The 20,099-nt window shown below is 70.4% G+C and carries 16 protein-coding genes and 1 pseudogene; 13 read left to right on the top strand and 4 right to left on the bottom strand.

All coding sequences use genetic code 11. The features are described from left to right. Positions 1 to 159 precede the first annotated feature (159 nt). Entirely contained in the window at positions 160 to 888 is a 729-nt protein-coding gene (locus V1460_RS01225; protein WP_338671593.1) for a hypothetical protein, read from the top strand. Positions 889 to 1,226: 338 nt separating this feature from the next. Here V1460_RS01225 and V1460_RS01220 read toward each other — a convergent pair whose 3' ends face one another. After that, on the bottom strand, positions 1,227 to 1,418 hold the full coding sequence (locus V1460_RS01220) for a hypothetical protein (protein WP_030931808.1): 192 nt from the start codon (positions 1,416 to 1,418) through the stop codon (positions 1,227 to 1,229). Between the two features lie 205 nt (positions 1,419 to 1,623). On the opposite strand from V1460_RS01220, the gene V1460_RS01215 reads away from it, so the two are divergent. Then, positions 1,624 to 2,763 (top strand): glutathione-independent formaldehyde dehydrogenase, encoded by a 1,140-nt coding sequence (locus V1460_RS01215; RefSeq protein WP_338671592.1) that lies wholly within the window; start codon positions 1,624 to 1,626, stop codon positions 2,761 to 2,763. A 72-nt stretch (positions 2,764 to 2,835) separates the two neighbouring features. Here the strand turns inward: V1460_RS01215 and V1460_RS01210 are convergent, their stop codons facing one another. Beyond that, entirely contained in the window at positions 2,836 to 4,326 is a 1,491-nt protein-coding gene (locus V1460_RS01210; RefSeq protein ID WP_338671591.1) for a trypsin-like peptidase domain-containing protein, read from the bottom strand. Positions 4,327 to 4,513: 187 nt separating this feature from the next. Here V1460_RS01210 and V1460_RS01205 point away from each other — a divergent pair, with 187 nt between their 5' ends. The 3 genes and pseudogenes from V1460_RS01205 to V1460_RS01195 all read left to right on the top strand — a co-directional run bounded on the left by V1460_RS01205 (position 4,514) and on the right by V1460_RS01195 (position 7,238). Next, on the top strand, positions 4,514 to 5,305 hold the full coding sequence (locus V1460_RS01205; RefSeq protein ID WP_338671590.1) for a glycerophosphodiester phosphodiesterase: 792 nt from the start codon (positions 4,514 to 4,516) through the stop codon (positions 5,303 to 5,305). A 60-nt stretch (positions 5,306 to 5,365) separates the two neighbouring features. Then, a pseudogene (locus V1460_RS01200) lies at positions 5,366 to 6,018 on the top strand (ATP-binding protein). Between the two features lie 251 nt (positions 6,019 to 6,269). Beyond that, entirely contained in the window at positions 6,270 to 7,238 is a 969-nt protein-coding gene (locus V1460_RS01195; RefSeq protein WP_338671588.1) for a DUF5926 family protein, read from the top strand. Positions 7,239 to 7,936: 698 nt separating this feature from the next. Here V1460_RS01195 and V1460_RS01190 read toward each other — a convergent pair. Further along, positions 7,937 to 8,575: a bifunctional DNA primase/polymerase gene (locus tag V1460_RS01190; protein WP_338677848.1), complete on the bottom strand. Its 639-nt coding sequence runs from the start codon at positions 8,573 to 8,575 to the stop codon at positions 7,937 to 7,939. Between the two features lie 934 nt (positions 8,576 to 9,509). Here V1460_RS01190 and V1460_RS01185 point away from each other — a divergent pair. Both V1460_RS01185 and V1460_RS01180 read left to right on the top strand, forming a co-directional pair. Continuing rightward, positions 9,510 to 11,108 carry a PP2C family protein-serine/threonine phosphatase gene (locus V1460_RS01185; protein ID WP_338677846.1) on the top strand — a complete coding sequence of 533 codons (1,599 nt, stop codon included), beginning with the start codon at positions 9,510 to 9,512 and terminating at the stop codon, positions 11,106 to 11,108. Positions 11,109 to 11,326: 218 nt separating this feature from the next. Next, the gene (locus V1460_RS01180) at positions 11,327 to 12,805 is read left to right on the top strand and encodes an aminopeptidase P family protein (RefSeq protein ID WP_338671586.1); all 1,479 of its coding nucleotides are present in this window, start codon (positions 11,327 to 11,329) and stop codon (positions 12,803 to 12,805) included. A 69-nt stretch (positions 12,806 to 12,874) separates the two neighbouring features. Here V1460_RS01180 and V1460_RS01175 read toward each other — a convergent pair whose 3' ends face one another. After that, positions 12,875 to 13,342 carry an ATP-binding protein gene (locus V1460_RS01175; protein ID WP_338671585.1) on the bottom strand — a complete coding sequence of 156 codons (468 nt, stop codon included), beginning with the start codon at positions 13,340 to 13,342 and terminating at the stop codon, positions 12,875 to 12,877. 336 nt (positions 13,343 to 13,678) lie between these two features. Here V1460_RS01175 and V1460_RS01170 point away from each other — a divergent pair, with 336 nt between their 5' ends. The 6 genes from V1460_RS01170 (at position 13,679) to efeB (ending at position 20,078) form a co-directional block, all read left to right on the top strand. Beyond that, complete coding sequence (locus tag V1460_RS01170) at positions 13,679 to 14,518, top strand: hypothetical protein (RefSeq protein ID WP_338671584.1); 840 nt, start codon at positions 13,679 to 13,681, stop codon at positions 14,516 to 14,518. Between the two features lie 97 nt (positions 14,519 to 14,615). Continuing rightward, positions 14,616 to 15,362 carry a YcnI family protein gene (locus V1460_RS01165; RefSeq protein ID WP_338671583.1) on the top strand — a complete coding sequence of 249 codons (747 nt, stop codon included), beginning with the start codon at positions 14,616 to 14,618 and terminating at the stop codon, positions 15,360 to 15,362. Positions 15,363 to 15,451: 89 nt separating this feature from the next. After that, the gene (locus tag V1460_RS01160; protein ID WP_338671582.1) at positions 15,452 to 16,144 is read left to right on the top strand and encodes an SCO family protein; all 693 of its coding nucleotides are present in this window, start codon (positions 15,452 to 15,454) and stop codon (positions 16,142 to 16,144) included. Beyond that, entirely contained in the window at positions 16,141 to 16,602 is a 462-nt protein-coding gene (locus V1460_RS01155; protein ID WP_338671581.1) for a copper chaperone PCu(A)C, read from the top strand. Before V1460_RS01160 ends, V1460_RS01155 begins: the two co-directional genes overlap by 4 nt. A gap of 19 nt (positions 16,603 to 16,621) precedes the next feature. Then, positions 16,622 to 18,730 (top strand): copper resistance protein CopC, encoded by a 2,109-nt coding sequence (locus tag V1460_RS01150; protein WP_338671580.1) that lies wholly within the window; start codon positions 16,622 to 16,624, stop codon positions 18,728 to 18,730. Between the two features lie 7 nt (positions 18,731 to 18,737). After that, positions 18,738 to 20,078, top strand: a complete 1,341-nt coding sequence (gene efeB, locus V1460_RS01145; RefSeq protein ID WP_338671579.1) for an iron uptake transporter deferrochelatase/peroxidase subunit — start codon at positions 18,738 to 18,740, stop codon at positions 20,076 to 20,078. Positions 20,079 to 20,099: the final 21 nt, after the last annotated feature.

The following is a 20,099-nucleotide window of genomic DNA, read 5'->3' as shown; positions in this document are numbered from 1 at the left end:
CGTATTGACCTATCGGAAGTAGTCACTCGGCTGAAGTGTTGATCTCTGAGCGCGCCTCTCCCGTATGCAGCGGTGGTCATCGAAATGATTCCGGAGGGGCCAAGGCGCTTCGCCGCGGCCTCCGGATGAGTTCGAATCCACCAGAAAGCAGGGGACCTCATGAGTCCTGAGATCAGGACCGGATCGGGTTTCGGCCCGCGGCCCAAGCGGGCCAGGTTGCTCGCCGGTTGCGCGACCGCCTCGCTGACGCTGACGATGCTGGGCCTCACCACACCGGCCGTGGCAGCCGACACGGGCACTCCCGTGGCCGAGGGCGTCTTTGCGGCATGCAGCGGGTACTTCTCCGACGGTGTCAACAGCATCCTCGCGGCAGGCGGCGGAGACTGGTGCGGCGGCGGCCGCGGTCCGCAGGGCCCACGGGGTGACCGGGGTGACCGGGGCCCGCAGGGCCCACGCGGAGACCGTGGTCCGGCAGGTCCGGCCGGACCGTGCACCGACATCGACTCCACCGAGTACTTCGCACTCGACGTCTCCGAGCTCACGCTTCGCGAAGAGCTGAGTGTGGCGCTGCGCACCAACGGACGGGTCTTCGTCGGCCAGCGCGACCTCGAGCTGAACGGCGAGGCGGGAACGAACGATTACGCCTGGGTGCGGGTCGACGACAACACCGGCTACCCCACGGGTACTGCCTACAGGGCCTGCTCGGTCTCGGTCTCGGTGCCTTCGGCCGGAACCGCGGCCGCCGGCGACACCGCCTACGTCAAGGTGCTCTTCCAGAACGGCGAAGTGTGGGAGCTGCCGGGGGCCCGCACCGGTTCACTGCAGACGGATTCGTTCGACTTCAGCGGCAGCACGTGGGTCGCGGTCGACGACCCGCTGCCCGCCTGACAGCCCTGCACGAACTCGGAGGGTCCGCGAAGAGGTCGCAGGTGACACGCTGCGTCCGACGCGATCCCGCGCTGAGGCGGCCGAGGCTGGGGCCCGCTCCGTACGCTGGTCGGCGGAGCGGGCCCCGGCCCGTGCGCGAGCCCGTCCCTGCCTCGTCACCGGTGGAATACGCGGTCAGACTCACGACCTCATCGGCTGGTCGTGTCGGCGCTGCTCCCAGACTCAGCCACCGAGCGAGCGCGCGACGAACCTGTCGAGCACCACGAGCCGATCAGCCCTGGGGCGGTCGCGATCCGCGGTCGTGGCAGCCTGAGGCGCGCGGCTACGCCGTGAAGGCGTCAGCGATCGGCGATGTCCTCGCGCAGGCCGTCGGAGAACTCCCACCACGACAGGGGGAGCCAGTCACCATTGACGAAGGCATCCACCGTCGCACCGCGACCACGGACCGTGACCGTCGTACCGGGCGGGTAGGTGGTGCCGGACAGGCCGGGGACGGGGACGAGCAGGGTCCCGAGTCGCTGCGCTGCCATTCTCGTCCTCGCTTTCCGATTCCGCGGTTCATACCAGGGCTCACCAGGGCTTATAGGCTTCATTCCGACATTACCGGGTTGTCCGTCACCTGAGGTCGGAGAATCATGAGAGATGGGTCACGCGAGGCGCGGGCGGGACGAAGCGCGGGCGGGGACGGGCCGGGGGGCGGCACAGCACATGCATCGCCGAGCGGAGGTGGCAGGCATGAAGGCCGTCGTCTACAAGGGACCGTTCACCGTCGCGGTCGAGGACGTTCCGAAACCGGGGATACAGCACCCCAACGACGTGATCGTACGCGTCACATCCACCGCGATATGCGGCTCCGACCTGCACATGTACGAGGGCCGGACGGCGGCGGAGCCCGGCATCGTGTTCGGGCACGAGAACATGGGGATCATCGAGGAGACCGGCCAGGGCGTCACCGCGCTCAAGGAGGGCGACCGTGTGGTCATGCCCTTCAATGTCGCCTGCGGATTCTGTACCAATTGCGTCGAGGGATTCACAGGATTCTGCCAGACCGTCAACCCGGGCTTCGCAGGCGGCGCATACGGATACGTCGCCATGGGGCCCTGGATGGGCGGCCAGGCCGAGTACCTGCGGGTGCCCTATGCCGACTTCAACTGCCTGAAGCTGCCCCAGGGGAACGAGCACGAGACGGACTTCATGCTGCTCGCCGACATCTTTCCCACCGGGTACCACGGCTGCGAACTCGCTCAGGTACGCCCCGGCGAAAGCGTCGCCGTGTACGGAGGCGGTCCGGTCGGGCTGATGGCCGCCTACTCCGCCCTGCTGCGCGGCGCGAGGAAGGTCTTCGTCGTGGACCGGGTACCGGAACGGCTGCAGAAGGCCCGGGAGATCGGGGCTGTACCGATCGACTTCGCCGAAGGCGACCCGGTCGAGCAGATCAAGGAGCAGACCGAGGGCATCGGCACGGACAAGGGCGTGGACGCCGTCGGCTACCAGGCGATGGCGCACGGCAAGGACCAGGAGGAACCGGCGACCGTGCTGAACTCGCTGGTCGGTACGGTGCGGGCGACCGGGGCGCTGGGCGTGCCAGGACTGTACGTGCCCGCCGATCCGGGTGGCCCCGACGAGCAGGCCAAACACGGGATGCTGCTGGTCTCGATCGGCAAGCTCTTCGAGAAGGGACTGCGGATGGGCACCGGGCAGTGCAACGTGAAACGTTACAACCGCCATCTTCGCGACATGATCATCGAGGGCAGGGCGAAGCCCAGCTTCGTCGTCTCCCATGAACTGCCCCTGGACCAAGCACCGTCGGCGTATGACAAGTTCGACAAGCGGATCGAGGGCTACACCAAGGTCGTGCTGCACCCGAACACCTGAGCCGGGAGAGGGCGAGGGGCCTACCGAGAATCGGCAGGCCCCTCGCCCTCGTCATGTCGGCTGTCGACCGCGTCAGCCGTCGCCCTTGCGCTCGCCCAGCGTGAGGTCGACCGTGGACTCCTTGCCGTCGCGCTTGTAGGTGACGGTCACCGTGTCGCCGGGCTTGTGGTTCCAGATCTCGCTGATCAGGGTCGGCCCGCTGTCGACCGCCTTCCCGTTGAACTTGGTGATCACGTCGCCCGCCTTGAGCCCTGCCTTGGCGGCCGGGCCGTCGGGGGTGACCGCGGCTGAGCCGCCGGCGCCCTGGGCGGCGATCACGGCACCGTTCTCGTCACTCATGTTCACCGTGGCACCGATCACCGGGTAGACCGGCTGGCCGGTCTTGATCAGCTGCTCGGCCACGTTCTTGGCCTGGTTGATCGGGATGGCGAAGCCGAGGCCGATGGACCCCGCCTGCGACTGACCGAGGCCGCTGCCACCCGCCGACTGGATCGCGGAGTTGATACCGATCACCGCGCCGCTGGCGTCGAGCAGCGGGCCCCCGGAGTTACCCGGGTTGATCGATGCGTCGGTCTGGAGGGCGCTCATGTACGAGTTCTTGCCGCTTGAGCCGTCACCCGATGCGACCGGACGGTTCTTGGCGCTGATGATGCCGGTGGTGACGGTGTTGGACAGGCCGAAGGGCGCGCCGATCGCGATGGTGGAGTCACCGACGGCCACCCGGTCCGAATTCCCGAGTGCCAGCGGGGTGAGACCGGAGGGGGCGTTCTTCAGCTTCAGCACGGCGACGTCATAACCCTGGGCGCGGCCGACGACCTCGGCGTCGTACTTCTTACCGTCGGAGAAGGTCGCCGACAGCTCACCGCCGTCTGCCGCCGATGCCACCACGTGGTTGTTGGTGAGAATGTGGCCTTCCCTGTCGTATACGAAGCCCGTGCCTGTGCCGCCCTCGGGCTGGCCCTGGGCGACACCGGACTTGGCCTCGATGGTGACGACGCTGGGCAGCGCCTTGTTGGCCACGGCGGCGACCGTGCCCGGCTCCCGCTTGAAGTCGGCGGGGGCGTCGCCCGCGGAGACCGTTGTCGAGACACCGCCGCCGTCGCCGTGTTCCGCCGCCCAGTAGCCGATGCCGCCGCCCACACCACCTGCGATGAGCGCGGCGCCGATCACGGCCGCGAGCAGACCGTTGGCGAGGCCTCGCGGCCGGGACGCGGGGGCGGGGGCGCCCGGTGCCGCCGCACCCCAGGGCGCGGCGGGCGGGGGCCAGCCTCCTGAGCCGTGCCCGGCGGCGGGCGGCATCGGAGGGACGGCCGCCGCCGGTGCGACCGGACCGGGCGGTACGGGCGGCAGCTGCTGCGTCGGGGACACGGGCGGGACCTGCTGGGTCGGTGCGTCCGTGGCCGCAGGGGTGGAGGGGGCATGGGCGGTATGGCCGCCGAGTCCGGGATGGCCCGCGTAAGGCGCGCTGTCGGGAGCGGCCGGCGGCACAGAAGGGGGCACAGGAGGTGCGGACGGGGCGGACTGACCCGCGGGGCCCTCGGTGCCCTCGTTCTCGGTGCTCACAGGTGTCTCCTCGATAGCCGTGTCAGTGTCAGTGTCAGGTGCCAGCTTTTCCCACTGGCTGTCAGGCCACTGTAAACAGGAGCTGTGCATATGGGCGCGACACCATCCGCGACCTTTATCACGGACATAGCGGGCAGCGGTACGGCGCGGCGCCACGGCGCCTTTCGGACAGTGGCACCATGACGCGGTGACACAACTCCCGATCCAGGTCGTCGCTCATCGAGGCGCCTCCGAGGACGCTCCGGAACACACCCTGGCCGCCTATGTGAAGGCGATAGAGGATGGGTCCGACGCCCTCGAGTGCGATGTGCGTCTCACCGCCGACGGTCATCTCGTCTGTGTGCACGACCGCCGCGTCAACCGTACGTCGAACGGCCGCGGCGCGGTCTCCGCCCTGGAGCTGGCCGAGCTGGCCGCCCTCGACTTCGGTTCCTGGAAGGACAGCGAGGAGAGCCCTGACTGGGGTGATCGGGAGTTCACCTCGGTCCTGACCCTGGAGCGCCTGCTGGAGCTGGTCGCCGATGCCGGGCGGCCCATCCAGCTGGCCATCGAGACCAAGCACCCCACCCGCTGGCGCGGTCAGGTGGAGGAACGGCTGCTCCACCTGCTGAAGCGGTTCGGCCTGGACGGTCCGGTCGGGTACGAGGAGTCCCCGGTCCGGGTCATGAGCTTCTCGGCGCGTTCGCTGCACCGGATCGCTGCTGCGGCACCACAGATCCCCACGGTGTCACTGATGCAGTTCCTGCCGCTGCGGGCACGCGAGGCGCGACTGCCGGCCGGTGCGCGGATCGCGGGACCCGGCATCCGTCTCGTACGCAATCACCCCTCCTATGTCGAGCGGTTGCACGCGGCCGGTCACCAGGTGCACGTCTGGACGGTCAACGAGCCCGAGGACGTCGAATTCTGCGTCGAGCTCGGTGTCGAGGCGATCATCACCAACCGCCCGAAGCAGGTCCTGGAGCAGCTGGGGCGCGGCTGAGCACCTCGCGTGACTACGGGGAGTGCACCGGCGCGTTCGGTGCGTAGCGGGATGTGACGAGTGCGTCACCAGACACGGATTGGCCGGTTTCCGGTCCAGTCCATTGGGGCATCCACACCGTGGCGTGGGTGAAGGAGGTCTCGGGGGTGGCGTTGGTGGTGGCACAGGAGGTGCCCGCGTCGTCAAGCATGGCCGTTCCCCATGGCCCTGCGGGCGTGGGCGAGGCACGGCGCCGGATGCGCGAGCAGCTTCGGCGCAGCGAGGTGCCGGAATCGGTCGTGGACGATGCCGTTCTCATTCTTTCCGAACTGCTCAGCAATGCCTGCCGGCACGGCAGACCGCTGGGCCGGTCGGATATCGGGGACGGCGCCATCCGCGCTGCCTGGCACATGGACCCGGCAGGCCGACTGACCGTCGAGGTGACGGACGGGGGTGGCCCGACCCGCCCGGTTCCGGCGACGCCTTCGGTCACCGCTCGCGGCGGCCGGGGGCTCAACATCATCAGCGCACTCGCCCATGACTGGGGAGTGCGGGACAGCGCCGCGGGCGAGGTCACGGTGTGGGCACTTGTGAGCGGGAGCCATCGGCACGCCGATTTCGCTACGCGCGTCACCGGTCCCGGCACAGCCGTCCCCAGGCCGGGCTTCGACTTCGCGGACGCGTACGACTCCTACGACCGCGGTGCGTATGACGAACCCCACGAGTGCGCCTAAGGGCTTCGCAGCACTGGAGTCCGAGGAGTCCCGCCCGGGCCCTCTCGCTCCGTGTGTCCGAAGCCGCGTCCCGTGCGTCCGGAGTTCCGGGTCCGTCCTGGACGGCTGGGGAGTTCGGGCGCGCGCCGCCCGGTGACGCCGGCGGACGGGCACGGCCTACGTTGCCGCCTGAGCGCGTCCCGTAACGGCTAGGCTCGCGCCCGAGACAGAGGCATCACACAGCACCGCAGCCCTCGGGAGAGAGCCACACCATGGCCAAGAAGCGCCCCCAGACGAAGGCCGTCAAGTCACAGCTCACCGACGGCGAGATCCCGGTGGTCGGGGCCCGCGAGCCCTGCCCCTGCGGCTCGGGCCGTCGCTACAAGGCCTGCCACGGCCGCGCCGCCGCTCACGCGGTGACCGAACTGGTCCAGCGCCCCTTCGAAGGGCTTCCCGGCGAGTGCGACTGGGTCGCCCTGCGCGAGCTGGTCCCCGCCGCCACGGTCGAACTGACCCTGAAGGGCGGACTCCCCGACGACGTACCGTCCGTGACGCTCGCGACCGTGCTGCCGATGGCCTGGCCCGCGCTGCGCCGTGACTCCGGCGCCGTACTGCTTGCGCTGCAGAACGACACCTCGTCCGGCGATCTGAGCCGCGACATGGCTCACACACTCCAGCGTGCGCTCACGGCCGCGCCCGGCACCCCGATCGCGGGTGAGCGGGTGCCGGCGGACGGGCCTCGACTCCAGGACCTGCTCGACCTGGACGCGCCGTTCGAGCCCGTCGTGCACAGCGGCTTCGAGTTCTGGATCCCGGATTCCGCCGAGAATGCGAACCCGGAGGTCGCCGCTTCGCTGGAGCGTGCCAACGCCGCCGCCATCCCCACCGTCAAGCTGTCCGGCGTGGACGCGGCCTACTGGTGCGAGACGCCGGAGAAGAACCACCTGCGCTGGGTCATGCCGCACCCGGAGGAGCAGCTGCTCGACGCCCTCGCCCGACTGCACACGGCGGGCACCTCCAGCCTCGGTGAAGGCACCCGCCTGGTCGGCTCCTTCCGCGCGCACGGGCTGATGGTCCCGGTGTGGGACCTGCCGAGCGGAATGGGCGCGGAGGAGTGCGAGAAGCCGGCAGCCGAGTTCGCCGAGCGGCTCACGGCGGCGCTCTCCGCCGACTCACCGCTGACCGCCGACGAGCGACGGGCTCGCGGTGGACTCACCAACCGCCAGGTGACCCTCAGCTGAATAGCCGACAGACCGACCGTGCGGTCGGCGTAAGCGGAAGTTGATATTCCTGTCCACGCGTGACCGGGGGTAAGTGATTCCGGTCACAAACACCGCTTTGGAACGGTAATTCGGTGTCCGAATACCCGAGATCGAATTTGCGAACAGCAGATCTCTTGTTACCGTTCTTGAAGCCCGGTCGCTGGTGCATCCCCCGTCGCCAGCGACCGGGCGCTGCTATTTCCGGATTACGCGCCCCCGCATCCGCAGGTCGGCCCGGCATCGACCGGCTGCCGCACCGCCTCCTTCAACTCGCGCCGACCGTGCGCCAGTTGATCACGGAGCGCAGTGACTTGGCTCTCCGCCGAGAACCCGGAAGAGCCGTGTGGCCCCCGAACTGAGCGCTGAACTCCTCGACAACGCGAACTCGACGACCGACTCATAGGCATGGGTTTCACACAGGGTGCTCTCAGATCGATCTCAGCGGTGATTCGCAGCGCCGCCACCGCATGGCCGGCACCATGGCGAGACCACGCCGACGCACTCACCGTTCCTGTCCCGGGTTCGTGCGACGCTTCCTCTCAGCGACGAGGCATAGACGAGGCAAAGGCGAGGTGGCGGCATATCGATTCCGGCCAGAATTCGCGACTGCCACGCCCTCTTGCGAACCCCGCACCAGGCTCAGTAGGAGGCAGCAGCCCGGCGGGGGATCCGCAGGCTCAGTAGCTGAGCCACGCCCCGTCACCGGCTTCCGGCGGGCTGAACCCATCGGCCGGCACACTCACGCTCGCCTCGACCAGCGCGTCGACAACCGCCTCCACATCCGGCAGCCAGGGCCGCGCCGACCCGGGCAGCGGCTCACGTACCCAGTGCACCGGGCCCGTACCGGCCTCCGACGGGGGCAGCACCAGATAGCCACCACCCCCGTGGAAGCGGAGCGAGCCGGGCACGCTGTCCTTCGCGTGCAGCAACTCACCCAGCTGCTCCATCGAGTAGGGCGCCACCAGCAACGACCAGCGGGTCGGTGTGGCCACGACCGGGCCGAGTCGGACACCCATCCGGTCGAGCGCCGCCAGCGCCCGCGCCCCCGCCACCGCGGGCAGGCTCACCGCGCAGGGAGCCTTGCCGCCCGTCGCCAGCACGATCGGAGCCTTGGGGCGGTTGCTCCACCACCAACGCACCATGCGCCCGTCGGTGGTCGCCGCGAGAATTCCGGGGTCGAAGGGGTGCGCGCCGGGAACGACGCACTCGGGATCGGGGCAGGCGCAGCCGCGTGCCCGCTCGCCGCGCCGTTCGGGCCCGAGGCCCACACCGGGGAGCACCGGCCACCGCCACTCCGTGGCGCAGACAAGCGCCATGTCGAGCAGGGTGGGGGGCACCTTCTGCCGACTCCGGCGGTTCTCCCGGCCCTGCCGCTCCTGCCGGTTCTCCCGGCCCTGCCGCTCCTGCCGGTTCTCCCGGCCCTGCCGCTCCTGCCGGTTCTCCCGGTCCTGCCGCTCCTGCCGCTCCTGCCAGTTCTCCCGGTCCTGCCGGCCCGCCCGGGACCAGAGCCTGCGTCGCCTTCCAGGGATCTCGCGCATGAGCGCTCGTTCCTTTCCGTTGAACGCCGAGGGCCACATCACACCATGTGTGCGTCACTTCACCATGCGTGCCGCTGTGCGTACTGCTGCGTACTGCCGTGCGAACGGTCATGCGTGTCGCTGTGCGTCCAGCGTGCATTTACGTGCGCGTCTTCTCGCGTACCGCCGTACGACTCGCTGTGTGCCCGTACGTGTGCCCGTACAGATGTCTGTACGTGACGTGCGTCTGTGTGTCTCGCTGTGCGTCCAAGTCGGCCGCCACCACTCCGCACCGTGGACTTGCCACAGGCATGAGCTGCGGCAACGAGCACCGCAGGGGCCGAACGAGATGGGCTGTGTCCATTAAACGCATGGCGAGGGGTGGCGCATGCATGGCGCTTTGCTGTCCCGTGGAACTGGTCCCGCCGCCAGGGATGGGGCGCGGCGGCCTCGGCGGTTAAGACGCCCGGGCTCCCCGCCAGGTTCCAGGGCCGTCTCAACTACCCCTGGCCATCACCGTGTACGTAATGTACGTACCCAACGCGCTCGGAAAGACGCTCCTCCTGGAGCACCGGCCTTCGGTGTCCACTGCGGGGAGGTTCGGCCTCTCGAACGCGCTCAGTCGACCGCAATCAGCCGCCGCCTGAGGCAATTTTTGGCCAGATTTTTCCCGGGCCCCTCAGTCCCACAATCTCTCGAACACCCCGTGGACACCGGCGATTCCGCGAGGACAATGCTGGACATCCCCTTACGAGTACGTGTAGATGTGGATCCATTGATAGCGGAGCAGCGCGACATGGGGGTTTGCGATGCTATTGGCCGAAACGCGCCAGCCGGAAAGCCGGCAGGCATGAGCACCCCTCACCTGCCGAAAGTGGCCGGAATCGATTCATCCACTCACGATCCCGAGCACACTGCGGCACACACGCAGGCGCACGCTTCCGCAGCCTTCACCGCCGCCGAAGCCCTCACTGCGGCCGATCCGAGCCCTGTCCCGGCCATCGGCACCGGCGCACTGATCCAGGACAGGCTCGCGAGCTGGGTCTCCGACCTCACCACGCTCCACGAACTCACCGAGCGCCTCGCCAGGGCAGCGCCCCTGGACGACGCCCTCCATGAACTCCTGCGCGCGGGCGCCGCCCTGGTCGGCGCCCGGCGGGGCATGGTCGTGCTCGAACCCCCGGAGGGCCGCGGCCCCGCCATCACCACCGGTCTGGGCCTCGCCCACGCCGACCTCGGTCACATCGAGACCGTCCCCCGCAGCGCAACCCCCCACGGCCGGATCCTCGACGGATCGCCGAGCTCGGTCCCCGGGGCTGTCGCCCAGGCCGACCTGTTCCGGGACGAGGGCTTGGACCCACGGCTGCGCGAGGTCGCCGCCCGCCTCGGCTACGCCGCGAGCTACGCTCTGCCGTTGGCGACCCAGGAGGCGGGAAAGCTGGGCGTGGCCGTCTGGTTCTACGACGAACCGGCGGAGCCGGTCGAACGGCAGCGCCATCTCGTCGGCCTCTACGGGCGCTATGCCACCGAGCATCTCGCCCGGCTGCTCGAACTGGACCGGGCGCGGCGGCGGCTGGCCACCATCACCGAGGAACTGCTGCCCAGCCGGCTGCCCCGGGTGCCCGGAGTGCGGCTCGCCGCCCGCCATCTGAGAGGACCACGCGGCGGCGGCGAGTGGTACGACGCGCTGCCGCTGCCGGAGGGCGCGCTGGGGCTGGCCGTCGGCGCGGTGTCCGGTTCGGGCCCGAGCGCTCTGGCCGCGATGGGACGGCTCAGGGCCAGCCTGCGGGCGTACGCCGTGATGGAGGGCGAGGACCCCGTCGCCGTACTCTCCGACCTCGAACTCCTGCTGCGGCTGACGGAGCCGGCCCGCTCGGCGACCGCGCTGTTCGCCTACTGCGAGCCCGCGCTGCGCAAGGTCGTGCTGGCCGGCGCCGGGCACACCCCGCCGCTGATCACCGGCACCAGGCGCACCGAGTTCGTGGAGACCTCGCTGTCGGCCCCCTTGGGGATGCTGGCCTGCTGGGAGGCACCGAGCGTGGAATTCTCGCCCGCTCCCGGAGAAACGGTGCTTCTCTATTCCGACGGGCTGCTCCGGCATACCGGGGATTCCATGGACCGGGCCTTCGCACGGCTGCACTCGGCGGCGGCGAGTGTGCCCAGGGCCCTGCGGGACGACCCGGCGGCGGTCGTCGACCATGTGCTTCGGACCGCGCTGCCGGGGGCTTCGCTGCCGGGCGCCGACGCAGAAGGGCCGGGAACGGGACCAAGCACGGCCGACGGGTGCGGTGACACCGAGGACGTGGTGATGCTGGCCGCCTGGTTCGAGTGACGGCGGCCTCGGGGCCAGGCCTCGGCTCGCACTCGTGGGGCAGTGCCCGGGGGCGGACGGCTGCGGCCTGGACGCGGCTGCGCCGTGGTCCGTGGGCGGCGGCTGAGATCCGGGAACATCCGGGAACAGCTCCGGGGACATCCGGGAACAGCGGACGCTCTTCCGCACGCCCGTACGATGGGTGAGGGTTCAGTGTCATACCAAAAGGAGGCGGACCCGTGGCAGAGGAGCTCACTCCGGAGACCCCGGAAGAGTCGGGCGAAGAGCCGATCAAGCAGCGCAAGAACGGCCTGTACGCGGAAGTCTCCGACGAGCTCGCGGAGAACATGAAGTCCGGCTGGGCCGATACCGAGCTGCACGGTCTGGAGCCGATCGCACAAGCCGGGCACACGGCCCGCCGTCGCGCCGCGCTGTCCGCGCGCTTCCCCGGCGAGCGTCTCGTCGTCCCCGCGGGGAACCTGCGGACCCGCTCCAACGACACCGAGTACGCCTTCCGCGCCTCGACCGAGTACGCCTACCTCACCGGTGACCAGACCGAGGACGGCGTCCTGGTCATGGAGCCGGTGGCCGGCGCGGACGGCACCGGCGGCCATGAGGCGACCATCTACCTGCTGCCCCGCTCCAACCGCGAGAACGGCGAGTTCTGGCTGGACGGCCAGGGCGAGCTGTGGGTCGGCCGCCGCCACTCGCTGGCGGAAGCCGAGCAGCTGCTGGGCATCACCGCGAAGGACGTCCGCGAGCTCCCGAAGCGGCTGAGCGAGGCCACAGGACCGGTCCGCGTCGTCCGCGGGCATGACACCGCCATCCAGGCGGCTCTGACCGACAAGGTCACCGCCGAACGCGACGAGGAGCTGCGGTGCTTCCTCTCCGAAGCCCGGCTGGTCAAGGACGATTTCGAGATCGCCGAGCTCCAGAAGGCCTGCGACTCCACCGCTCGCGGGTTCGAGGACGTCGTCAAGGTCCTCGACCGTGCCGAGGCCACCAGCGAGCGCTACATCGAGGGAACGTTCTTCCTGCGCGCCCGCGTCGAGGGCAATGACGTCGGCTACGGCTCGATCTGCGCCGCGGGACCGCACGCCACCACCCTGCACTGGGTGCGCAACGACGGTGCCGTCCGCTCCGGTGAGCTGCTCCTGCTCGACGCCGGCGTCGAGACCGCCGAGCTCTACACCGCGGATGTCACCCGCACCCTGCCGATCAACGGCCGCTTCACCCCGCTCCAGCGCAAGATCTACGACGCGGTCCACGAGGCCCAGGAAGCAGGAATCGCCGCGGTGCGTCCCGGCGCCGCCTACCGGGACTTCCACGACGCGGCGCAGCGCGTGCTCGCCACCCGGCTGGTGGAGTGGGGGCTGCTCGGCGACTTCGATGTGGAGAAGGTGCTTGAGCTCGGCCTCCAGCGCCGCTGGACCCTGCACGGCACCGGCCACATGCTCGGCATGGACGTGCACGACTGTGCCGCCGCACGGACCGAGATGTACGTGGACTGCACCCTGGAGCCGGGCATGTGCCTGACGGTGGAGCCGGGTCTGTACTTCCAGGCCGATGATCTGACCGTGCCGGCCGAGTACCGCGGCATCGGCGTCCGGATCGAAGACGACATCCTCGTCACGGAGGACGGCAACCGGAACCTGTCGGCTGCGCTGCCGCGGCAGGCGGACGAGGTCGAGGCGTGGATGGCGCGGCTCAAGGGCTGACAGCTCCACTAGGCCTCTGCCCCGGGCTCGCTGTTCCGTGGGACGCCGCGGTATCCGGAGGGCGCCCGCTCAGGTGACTCTGAGCAGGGCGTCCTCCCGCCATTTGAGGATCTTGTCGAAGCTCACCACCGCACCACGCCCCGGCCTGTTCCCGAAGTGGACGTGGTCGGCGAGCTGCTCGATCAGGCACAGGCCCCGCCCGGACTCGGCAGACAGGGAGGATCCATCGGCGAGAGGTACGTACGGGGCCGCTGCCCGGCCGACGGGGAAGCCCGGGCCCGAGTCCGACACCTCGATCAGGCACTTCTCACCGTCGAGGTAAGCCGTCACCCGGTACGCCGCCGATGGCGCACCCGTCCGGGCCTCGTCGCCGCCGTGCTCGACGGCGTTGGCACACGCCTCGCTCAGCGCGACCGACAGGTCGTAGGAGATATCGGGATCGACGCCCGCGGTCTCCATCGTGCCGAGAAGGAGACGACGGGCGAGCGGAACGCTCGCAGCCTCGCGCCGCAAGTGGAGGGTCCACCAGATGCTCATGCTCCAGCCTCCTGGCTGCGGCTCGACATACCGATACGTATTGCCGCGCAGCACCGTTCGTAAGCGCCCCTTGTACCGAGAGACGGCATTGCCCCTCGTTCGGCCGACGCGAAGACCGCGCATACCGGGGTACGAGGGCCGGTTGCGGCCCGCGTCCGAGAAGCGGCGCACAACCGGAGCACGGGTTGGCCACGCAGTCGGGACGGGGAGCACAGGAGCGTACGACAGGGCACGAGGACGTACGGAGGGGCCCGGCCCGCACGTAAAGCCGCCGCAAAGCGACCTTCCGGACCTGCCGCCCGGCGCCGACACCCCCAGTGCGATGATGACCCGGCCATGTCTGCCCCACCGGCGGTCGAGACCTCGACCGCGTATGCCGGAGCCGGTCTGCGGCTACTGAGGGCCGCGGTGTTCGCCGCGGTCTGCGTCGTGCTGTCCGCGCTCGGGCACGTCATGGCGTCATGCGCGGCAGTACCGTGGTGGACGCTGGCGGCAGGGTTCCTGGGCGTCTTCACCGTGGTGGTACCACTCGCCGGGCGTGAGCGGTCGATGCCGGTCATCGCCGCCGCGCTGACCGGTGGACAACTCGCCCTGCACGCCCTCTTCGGGCTCGGTCAGCGGCAGCTCACGCTGGCGCCGACCGCAGACGACGCCCTGATCAGGACGGCGGCGAAGCTGCTGTGCGGATCGGGGGCCGCCGCGCTGAGCCCGGCCGACGCGCACCGGATCGTGACCCGCGCAGGGATCGACCCGGCGAGCCTGCACTCCGCCGCGGGAGCGGCGCACCGGCATCCGGCGCTTGCTCCCCCGGAGACCACCGGGCTGCTGCCCGACCTGCCGATGGTGCTCGGCCATCTGCTGGCCGCCCTCGCCATCGGCTGGTTGCTGCGCCGCGGTGAGATCGCGCTGTTCCGGCTGGCCCGGCTTTCGGCACGCGGTGGCACGGAACTCGCCGAAGAGGCGCGGGCACGAGCCCTGCGCGCTGCGCTCGTATTCGCGCGGGCCTTGCTCGCCGGGCTGCCGGGGGCGCCCGGACGGGCTCCGCGTGCCCTGCCCCTGCCTCTCGACACTCCCTTGCCACCGGCGAGCGGGGCACTCCAGCACACGGTGATCAGGCGCGGCCCGCCGGCCGCCCCCATACGCGAACTCGTACGCGAACTCGAACTCGCAGCCTGACGCGGACCACTCCAGGGGGGTGGTGCCGCAGTGTCCGGGCGTACCCGCGCACGGGCCGATCACCTTTCAGCTTCTGCTCCGTGGAGTGTCCTTCACCATGAACACCTTCTCCCGTCTCACCGTCACCGCCGGGATCGCCGCTTCCTCCGTGCTGCTGCTCTCCGTCCCCGCCTTCGCCCATGTCAGCGTGCAGCCGCAGGGCGAAGCGGCCAAGGGCGGCTACGCCACGGTCAACTTCAAGGTCCCCAACGAGCGGGACTCCGCCTCCACGGTGAAGCTGGAGGTCAATCTCCCCACCGAGCACCCGCTGTCCTCCGTGATGCCGCAGCCCGTCCCCGGCTGGAAGGCAGCCGTCACCAAGGCCAGGCTGGCCAAGCCGCTCACCGTGCACGGCAAGCAGATCACCGAGGCCGTCACCAAGATCACTTGGACCTCAGACGGCGGCAAGATCGCCCCCGGTGAGTTCCAGCAGTTCCCGGTGTCGCTCGGCAAGCTGCCCGAGGACACCGACTCGCTGGTCTTCAAGGCCCTCCAGACGTACGACAACAAGGAGGTCGTGCGCTGGATCGAGGAGCCGAAGGAAGGCGCTGCGGAGCCGGAGAACCCGGCGCCCGTGCTCACCCTGTCGGCCGCGACGGGTGATCACCACGGCGGTGGCGCCGCGACCGACGACAAGAACGCCAAGGGCCACCAAGGCGGCGAGCACGGCGATGGCGGGTCCGAATCCGCGGCGGCCGCGTCGGGCAGCGACACCACCGCCCGTGTGCTGGCCGTCGTCGGTATCGCGGTGGGCGTCGCGGGGGTCGCGTTCGGCGTGCTGGCGGGGCGGCGACGCACCTCCTGACCGCGCCTCCTGACCAGGCGCCTCCCGACCAGGCGCCTCGCAACCCTGTGTACCGGCACCTCATCACGTCACCACTGGGACATTCCTCCATGCACAAGCAGAACAAGCAGAACAAGAAGCACGCGAAGAAGCTGACAGCCGCCGCCCTCGCGGCGGCCGCCGCGCTGACCCTCTCCGCCTGCGGCTCCGCCGACGATCCGGCACCGGCCGGGGCCGGTGGCTTCGGCGATGTCTCCGCCGAGCCGAAGACCAAGGCGGCCACGGTCCTCGACCGCCCCTTCACCAAGCCCGACCTCGTCCTGAAGGACACCGAGGGCAAGGCCTACGACTTCCGCGCACAGACCAAGGGCAAGCCGACGCTGGTCTACTTCGGCTACACCCACTGCCCGGACGTGTGCCCGCTGACGATGAGCAACATCGCCGTCGCCAAGAAGAAGCTGCCCAAGGCCGACCAGGACAAGCTCCAGGTCGTCTTCGTCACCACCGACCCCGAACGGGACACCTCCGCCGAGCTCGCCAAGTGGCTGCCGTCGGCTGGTGACGCCTCCTTCACCGGGCTCACCGGCGACTTTCCGACCATCCAGGCGGGCGCGCGGCAGCTGGGCATCGGGATCGACCCGCCGAAGAAGGAGAAGGACGGTTCCGTCGTCTCCATGCACGGCGCACAGGTGATCGCCTTCTCGCCCAAGACCGACCAGGGCTACGTGCTCTACGGGGAGGACACCAGCACCGAGGACTACGCCAAGGACCTGCCGAAACTCATCAAGGGGGAGCGACCGTGAACCGCCGCACCGCTGCCGCCATCGCCGCGTGCCTGGTCGCCGCGGCGAGCATGACACTGGCGGGGTGCTCGTCCGGCGCGGTGCCGGACGGCCCGGACATCAAGATCAGCGGCGCCTTCATGCCCCAGCCTGTCGGGGACATGGCCTCCGGGTTCCTCACCGTCACCAACAGCGGCGGTGAGGGGGACAAACTCACCTCGGTCACCAGCGAGATAGCCGACGAGGTGACGATCCACGAGACCAAAGGCCAGAAGATGCAGCACGTCACGGCCTTCGACGTCCCGGCGAACGGGGAGCTGAACCTCGAACGCGGCGCGAGTCACATGATGTTCATGGGGCTCAAGCGGCAGCTGAAGGCTGGCGACAACGTGTCCGTGGAACTGCACTTCGAGAAGTCCGGCCAGGTCGAGGTTGAGCTTCCGGTGAAGGAAGCCACGTACAACCCGAAGCACCACTGACGCACCGAGGGAACACACCATGACGGCCACCGCCCCGCGCTTCGGGACCCTGGGCACCGCCCTGGTCCGGCTGCTGCTCGTCACCGCCGCCCTGATCGGCACGCTGCTCGCCGGCGCCACGCCCGCGAGCGCGCACGCCGCGCTGACCGGGAGCAACCCGAAGGACGGGGCGGTGCTCGCCACCGCACCCAAGGACGTCACGCTCACCTTCTCCGAGCAGGTCGCCATGGGGAACGACTCGATCCGGGTTCTCGACCCCAAGAGCAAGCGGGTCGACAGCGGCCTGCTGCGCGATCTGTCCGGTGCGGGCGTCGTCCGGTACGGCGTCTCCATCGATACCGACGGCCTGGTCAAGGGCACGTACACCGTGGCGTGGCAGGCGGTGTCCGCCGACAGCCATCCGGTGGCCGGCGCCTTCACGTTCTCGATCGGCGCCCCCTCGCGGACCGTGGTCGCCCTGCCGAAGCAGGAGGCGGGCGGCGGCCTCGTCGGAACGCTGTACGGGGTCGCGCGGTACGCGGCCTATGCGGGCTTCATCATGCTCGCGGGCGGTGCGGCGTTCGTCCTCGCCTGCTGGCGGGACGGCGCGGGCGAGCGGCCGTTGCAGCGGCTGATCGTGCGGGGCTGGGGGACGCTGATCGCCGCGACGCTGGCGATGCTGGTGCTGCGCACCCCGTACACCGGTTCCGGGGAGCTGGCTGACGTGCTCGATCTGGGCGGGCTCAAGGCCGTCCTGGGGACCAAGACCGGGACCGCGCTGGTGTCCAGGCTGCTGCTACTCGGCGCGGCGGCGCTGTTCCTGGCGGTGCTGTTCGGGGCGTACGCGAGGCGCGGCACCGAGGCAGAGCAGTCCGAGCAGACGGACAAGGCGGACAAGGCGGATAGGGCGGACAAGAACGACCTCACGTTCGGACTCGCCATCGGCGGCACGGTCATCGCGGCCGGGATCGCCGGCAGCTGGGCGCTCTCCGAGCACGCGTCGACCGGTCTGCAGGCGGGCATCGCGATGCCGGTGGACGTGCTCCACATGCTGGCCGCCGCCGCCTGGCTGGGCGGTCTGGCCGCGGTACTCGTGGCCCTGTACCGGACCCCGGCACTGGACCGCGCGGCGGTGCTTCGCTTCTCTCGGCTCGCGTTCGTCTCGGTTGTCGTCCTGACACTGACGGGCGCGTACCAGTCCTGGCGCCAGGTCGGCTCGTGGTCGGCTCTGACCGGGACCTCGTACGGGCGGCTGCTGCTGGTCAAGGTGGGTCTGGTGGCCGTGCTGGTCGGGGCCGCCGCGATCTCCCGGCGCTGGACGACGCGACTGGCCGCCGGCACGGAGGGCACGGGCGCGGAGAGCATCGGCACCCGGACGGACACGGACACGGAACAAGGCAAGCTCGACGCGGACGGCGACGGCGAGCCGGAGGCCGCTCGCGGAGGGGGGGTCGGCAGCGGAGTCGGCCCCGAAGCCGCGACCGAGACTGAGAACAGGAACGAGACAGGGACCGGCACCGGCGGCACCGGCGCTGAGACCGCGTCGAAGCCGGAGCCGGTCGCCCCGGAGCGTGCCGCTCAACTCGCCCGCCAGCAGGTCGCGCTGGCGACCGCACAGCGCAAGCGCGTCAGAGACGCGGACCCCGCCCGCACCGGCCTGCGGCGCTCGGTGCTGGCAGAGGCGGGCATCGCCATCGCCCTCCTCGCCGTCACGACCGCGTTGACCTCCACCGAGCCGGGGCGCACCGAGGAGAACGCGGCACGGGCGTACGGCTCCCAGGCGTCCACCGGTGCCACCCCCGGCAAGCCGGTGGACTTCGCCGTCGGCTTCGACGCCGGCGGCACCAACGGCAAGGGCACGCTCCGGATGAACGTCACGCCCGGCAGCTCCGGCGCCAACGCACTGCGGATCCAGGTGAACGGACCCGATGGGCGTCCGCTGGACGTCCCGGAGGTAAAGGTCTCCTTCACCCTCGAGGACCAGGCGATCGGACCGCTTCCAGCCCGGCTCACCCGTTCCGCGCCCGGCCGGTGGGGGGCGGACAACATCCAGGTCCCCCTACCTGGCGAGTGGCGGATCCTGCTCACCGTACGGACATCGGACATCGATCAGACGTCCGTCGAGAAGAACGTGAAGATCGGCGGCTGACGAGGCCATGAACGACAGCACCAGCACGACCACCGAATCCACCACGGCCACCGCCGCAGCCACGGCGGCGACCTCATCCACCGCCTCGGCCGCAGCCGCCGGCGGCGACGGCCCCGGTGTCTCACGGCGGCGGCTGCTCGGCGCGGCCGGGGCAGCCGGCCTCGCACTGGGCGGTGCCGCCGGGGCCGCGGCCCATGCCGCTGCAGCCGGTGATGCACCGATCGCGCTGGCCACGGTCGGCTCCACGGCCGAGCGCTTCCACGCCGCGGCCGCGGGCGGCCACCAGGCGGGAATCACCACTCCCCTCCAGTCCCGCGGCCATCTCATGGCCTTCGACCTGACCGCTGGTGACGCGAGCGCGAGCCGCAGGAAGGCCGCCGCGCTGATGCGCCGCTGGTCGGTGGCGGCCGCCCTGCTGATGGCGGGAAAGCCCGCGGGCAGCGGCGACACGGGCGTGGCGCTGGACGCGGGCCCGTCCTCGCTCACCATCACCTTCGGCTTCGGCCGCACCTTCTTCGACCGCACAGGCCTGACCGCGCGGTGCCCGGCCGAGTTGGACCCGCTGCCGCCGTTCTCGTCCGACCGGCTCGACAACCGGCGTTCGGACGGCGACCTCTGGGTGCAGATCGGAGCCAACGACTCCCTGGTCGCCTTCCACGCCCTCCGGGCGATCCAGAAGGACGCGGGCGACGCGGCGCGCGTGCGCTGGCAGATGAGCGGCTTCAACCGCTCGCCGGGTGCGACGGCCCAGCCGATGACCGCGCGCAACCTGATGGGCCAGGTCGACGGCACCCGTAATCCGAAGCCCTCCGACCAGGACTTCAGCCGACGGATCTTCGTACCGGCCGGTGGCACGCCAGCGTGGATGGCGGGCGGCTCGTACGCGGTCGTCCGCAGGATCCGGATGCTGCTCGACGACTGGGAGCGGCTGTCCCTGACCCAGCAGGAGCGGGTGATCGGCCGCCGAAAGTCGGACGGGGCCCCGCTGACGGGCGGTGGCGAGAGCACCGAACTCGCGCTCGACAAGACCGGCCCGGACGGGAAACTGGTCATCCCCGACAACGCCCACGCCAGGATCTCCGCTCCGGAGCAGAACGGCGGAGCCGCGATGCTGCGACGCCCCTTCTCCTTCCACGACGGAATCACCGCCGACGGCACACCGGACGCCGGGCTGCTCTTCGTCTGCTGGCAGGCGGACCCCCTCAAGGGCTTCGTCCCGGTGCAGCGCAAGCTGGACCGCGGCGACGCCCTGTCGCCGTTCGTCCGGCACGAGGCGAGCGGGTTGTTCGCCGTGCCGGGCGCGCCGGGGGAGGGCGAGTACGTGGGGCAGCGGCTCCTGGAAGCCTGATCGCGAACGCGCCGAGGGGCA

Origin of the sequence: Streptomyces sp. SCSIO 30461 (assembly GCF_037023745.1) — a bacterium.
In the GTDB taxonomy this organism is placed as follows: Bacteria; Actinomycetota; Actinomycetes; order Streptomycetales; family Streptomycetaceae; genus Streptomyces.
The sequence above is the reverse complement of the archived record's forward strand: the minus strand, read 5'-3'. Positions and strand labels throughout refer to the sequence as shown.

Coding starts and splice junctions, on each gene's coding strand:
- V1460_RS01190 (WP_338677848.1), bottom strand. CDS start 8,575: ATGGCGCTTGTCTGCGCCACGGAGTGGCGGTGGCCGGTGCTCCCCGGT.
- V1460_RS01175 (WP_338671585.1), bottom strand. CDS start 13,342: ATGAGCATCTGGTGGACCCTCCACTTGCGGCGCGAGGCTGCGAGCGTT.
- V1460_RS01185 (WP_338677846.1), top strand. CDS start 9,510: ATGCTGGACATCCCCTTACGAGTACGTGTAGATGTGGATCCATTGATA.
- efeB (WP_338671579.1), top strand. CDS start 18,738: ATGAACGACAGCACCAGCACGACCACCGAATCCACCACGGCCACCGCC.
- V1460_RS01195 (WP_338671588.1), top strand. CDS start 6,270: ATGGCCAAGAAGCGCCCCCAGACGAAGGCCGTCAAGTCACAGCTCACC.
- V1460_RS01160 (WP_338671582.1), top strand. CDS start 15,452: ATGCACAAGCAGAACAAGCAGAACAAGAAGCACGCGAAGAAGCTGACA.
- V1460_RS01225 (WP_338671593.1), top strand. CDS start 160: ATGAGTCCTGAGATCAGGACCGGATCGGGTTTCGGCCCGCGGCCCAAG.
- V1460_RS01165 (WP_338671583.1), top strand. CDS start 14,616: ATGAACACCTTCTCCCGTCTCACCGTCACCGCCGGGATCGCCGCTTCC.
- V1460_RS01220 (WP_030931808.1), bottom strand. CDS start 1,418: ATGGCAGCGCAGCGACTCGGGACCCTGCTCGTCCCCGTCCCCGGCCTG.
- V1460_RS01170 (WP_338671584.1), top strand. CDS start 13,679: ATGTCTGCCCCACCGGCGGTCGAGACCTCGACCGCGTATGCCGGAGCC.
- V1460_RS01215 (WP_338671592.1), top strand. CDS start 1,624: ATGAAGGCCGTCGTCTACAAGGGACCGTTCACCGTCGCGGTCGAGGAC.
- V1460_RS01150 (WP_338671580.1), top strand. CDS start 16,622: ATGACGGCCACCGCCCCGCGCTTCGGGACCCTGGGCACCGCCCTGGTC.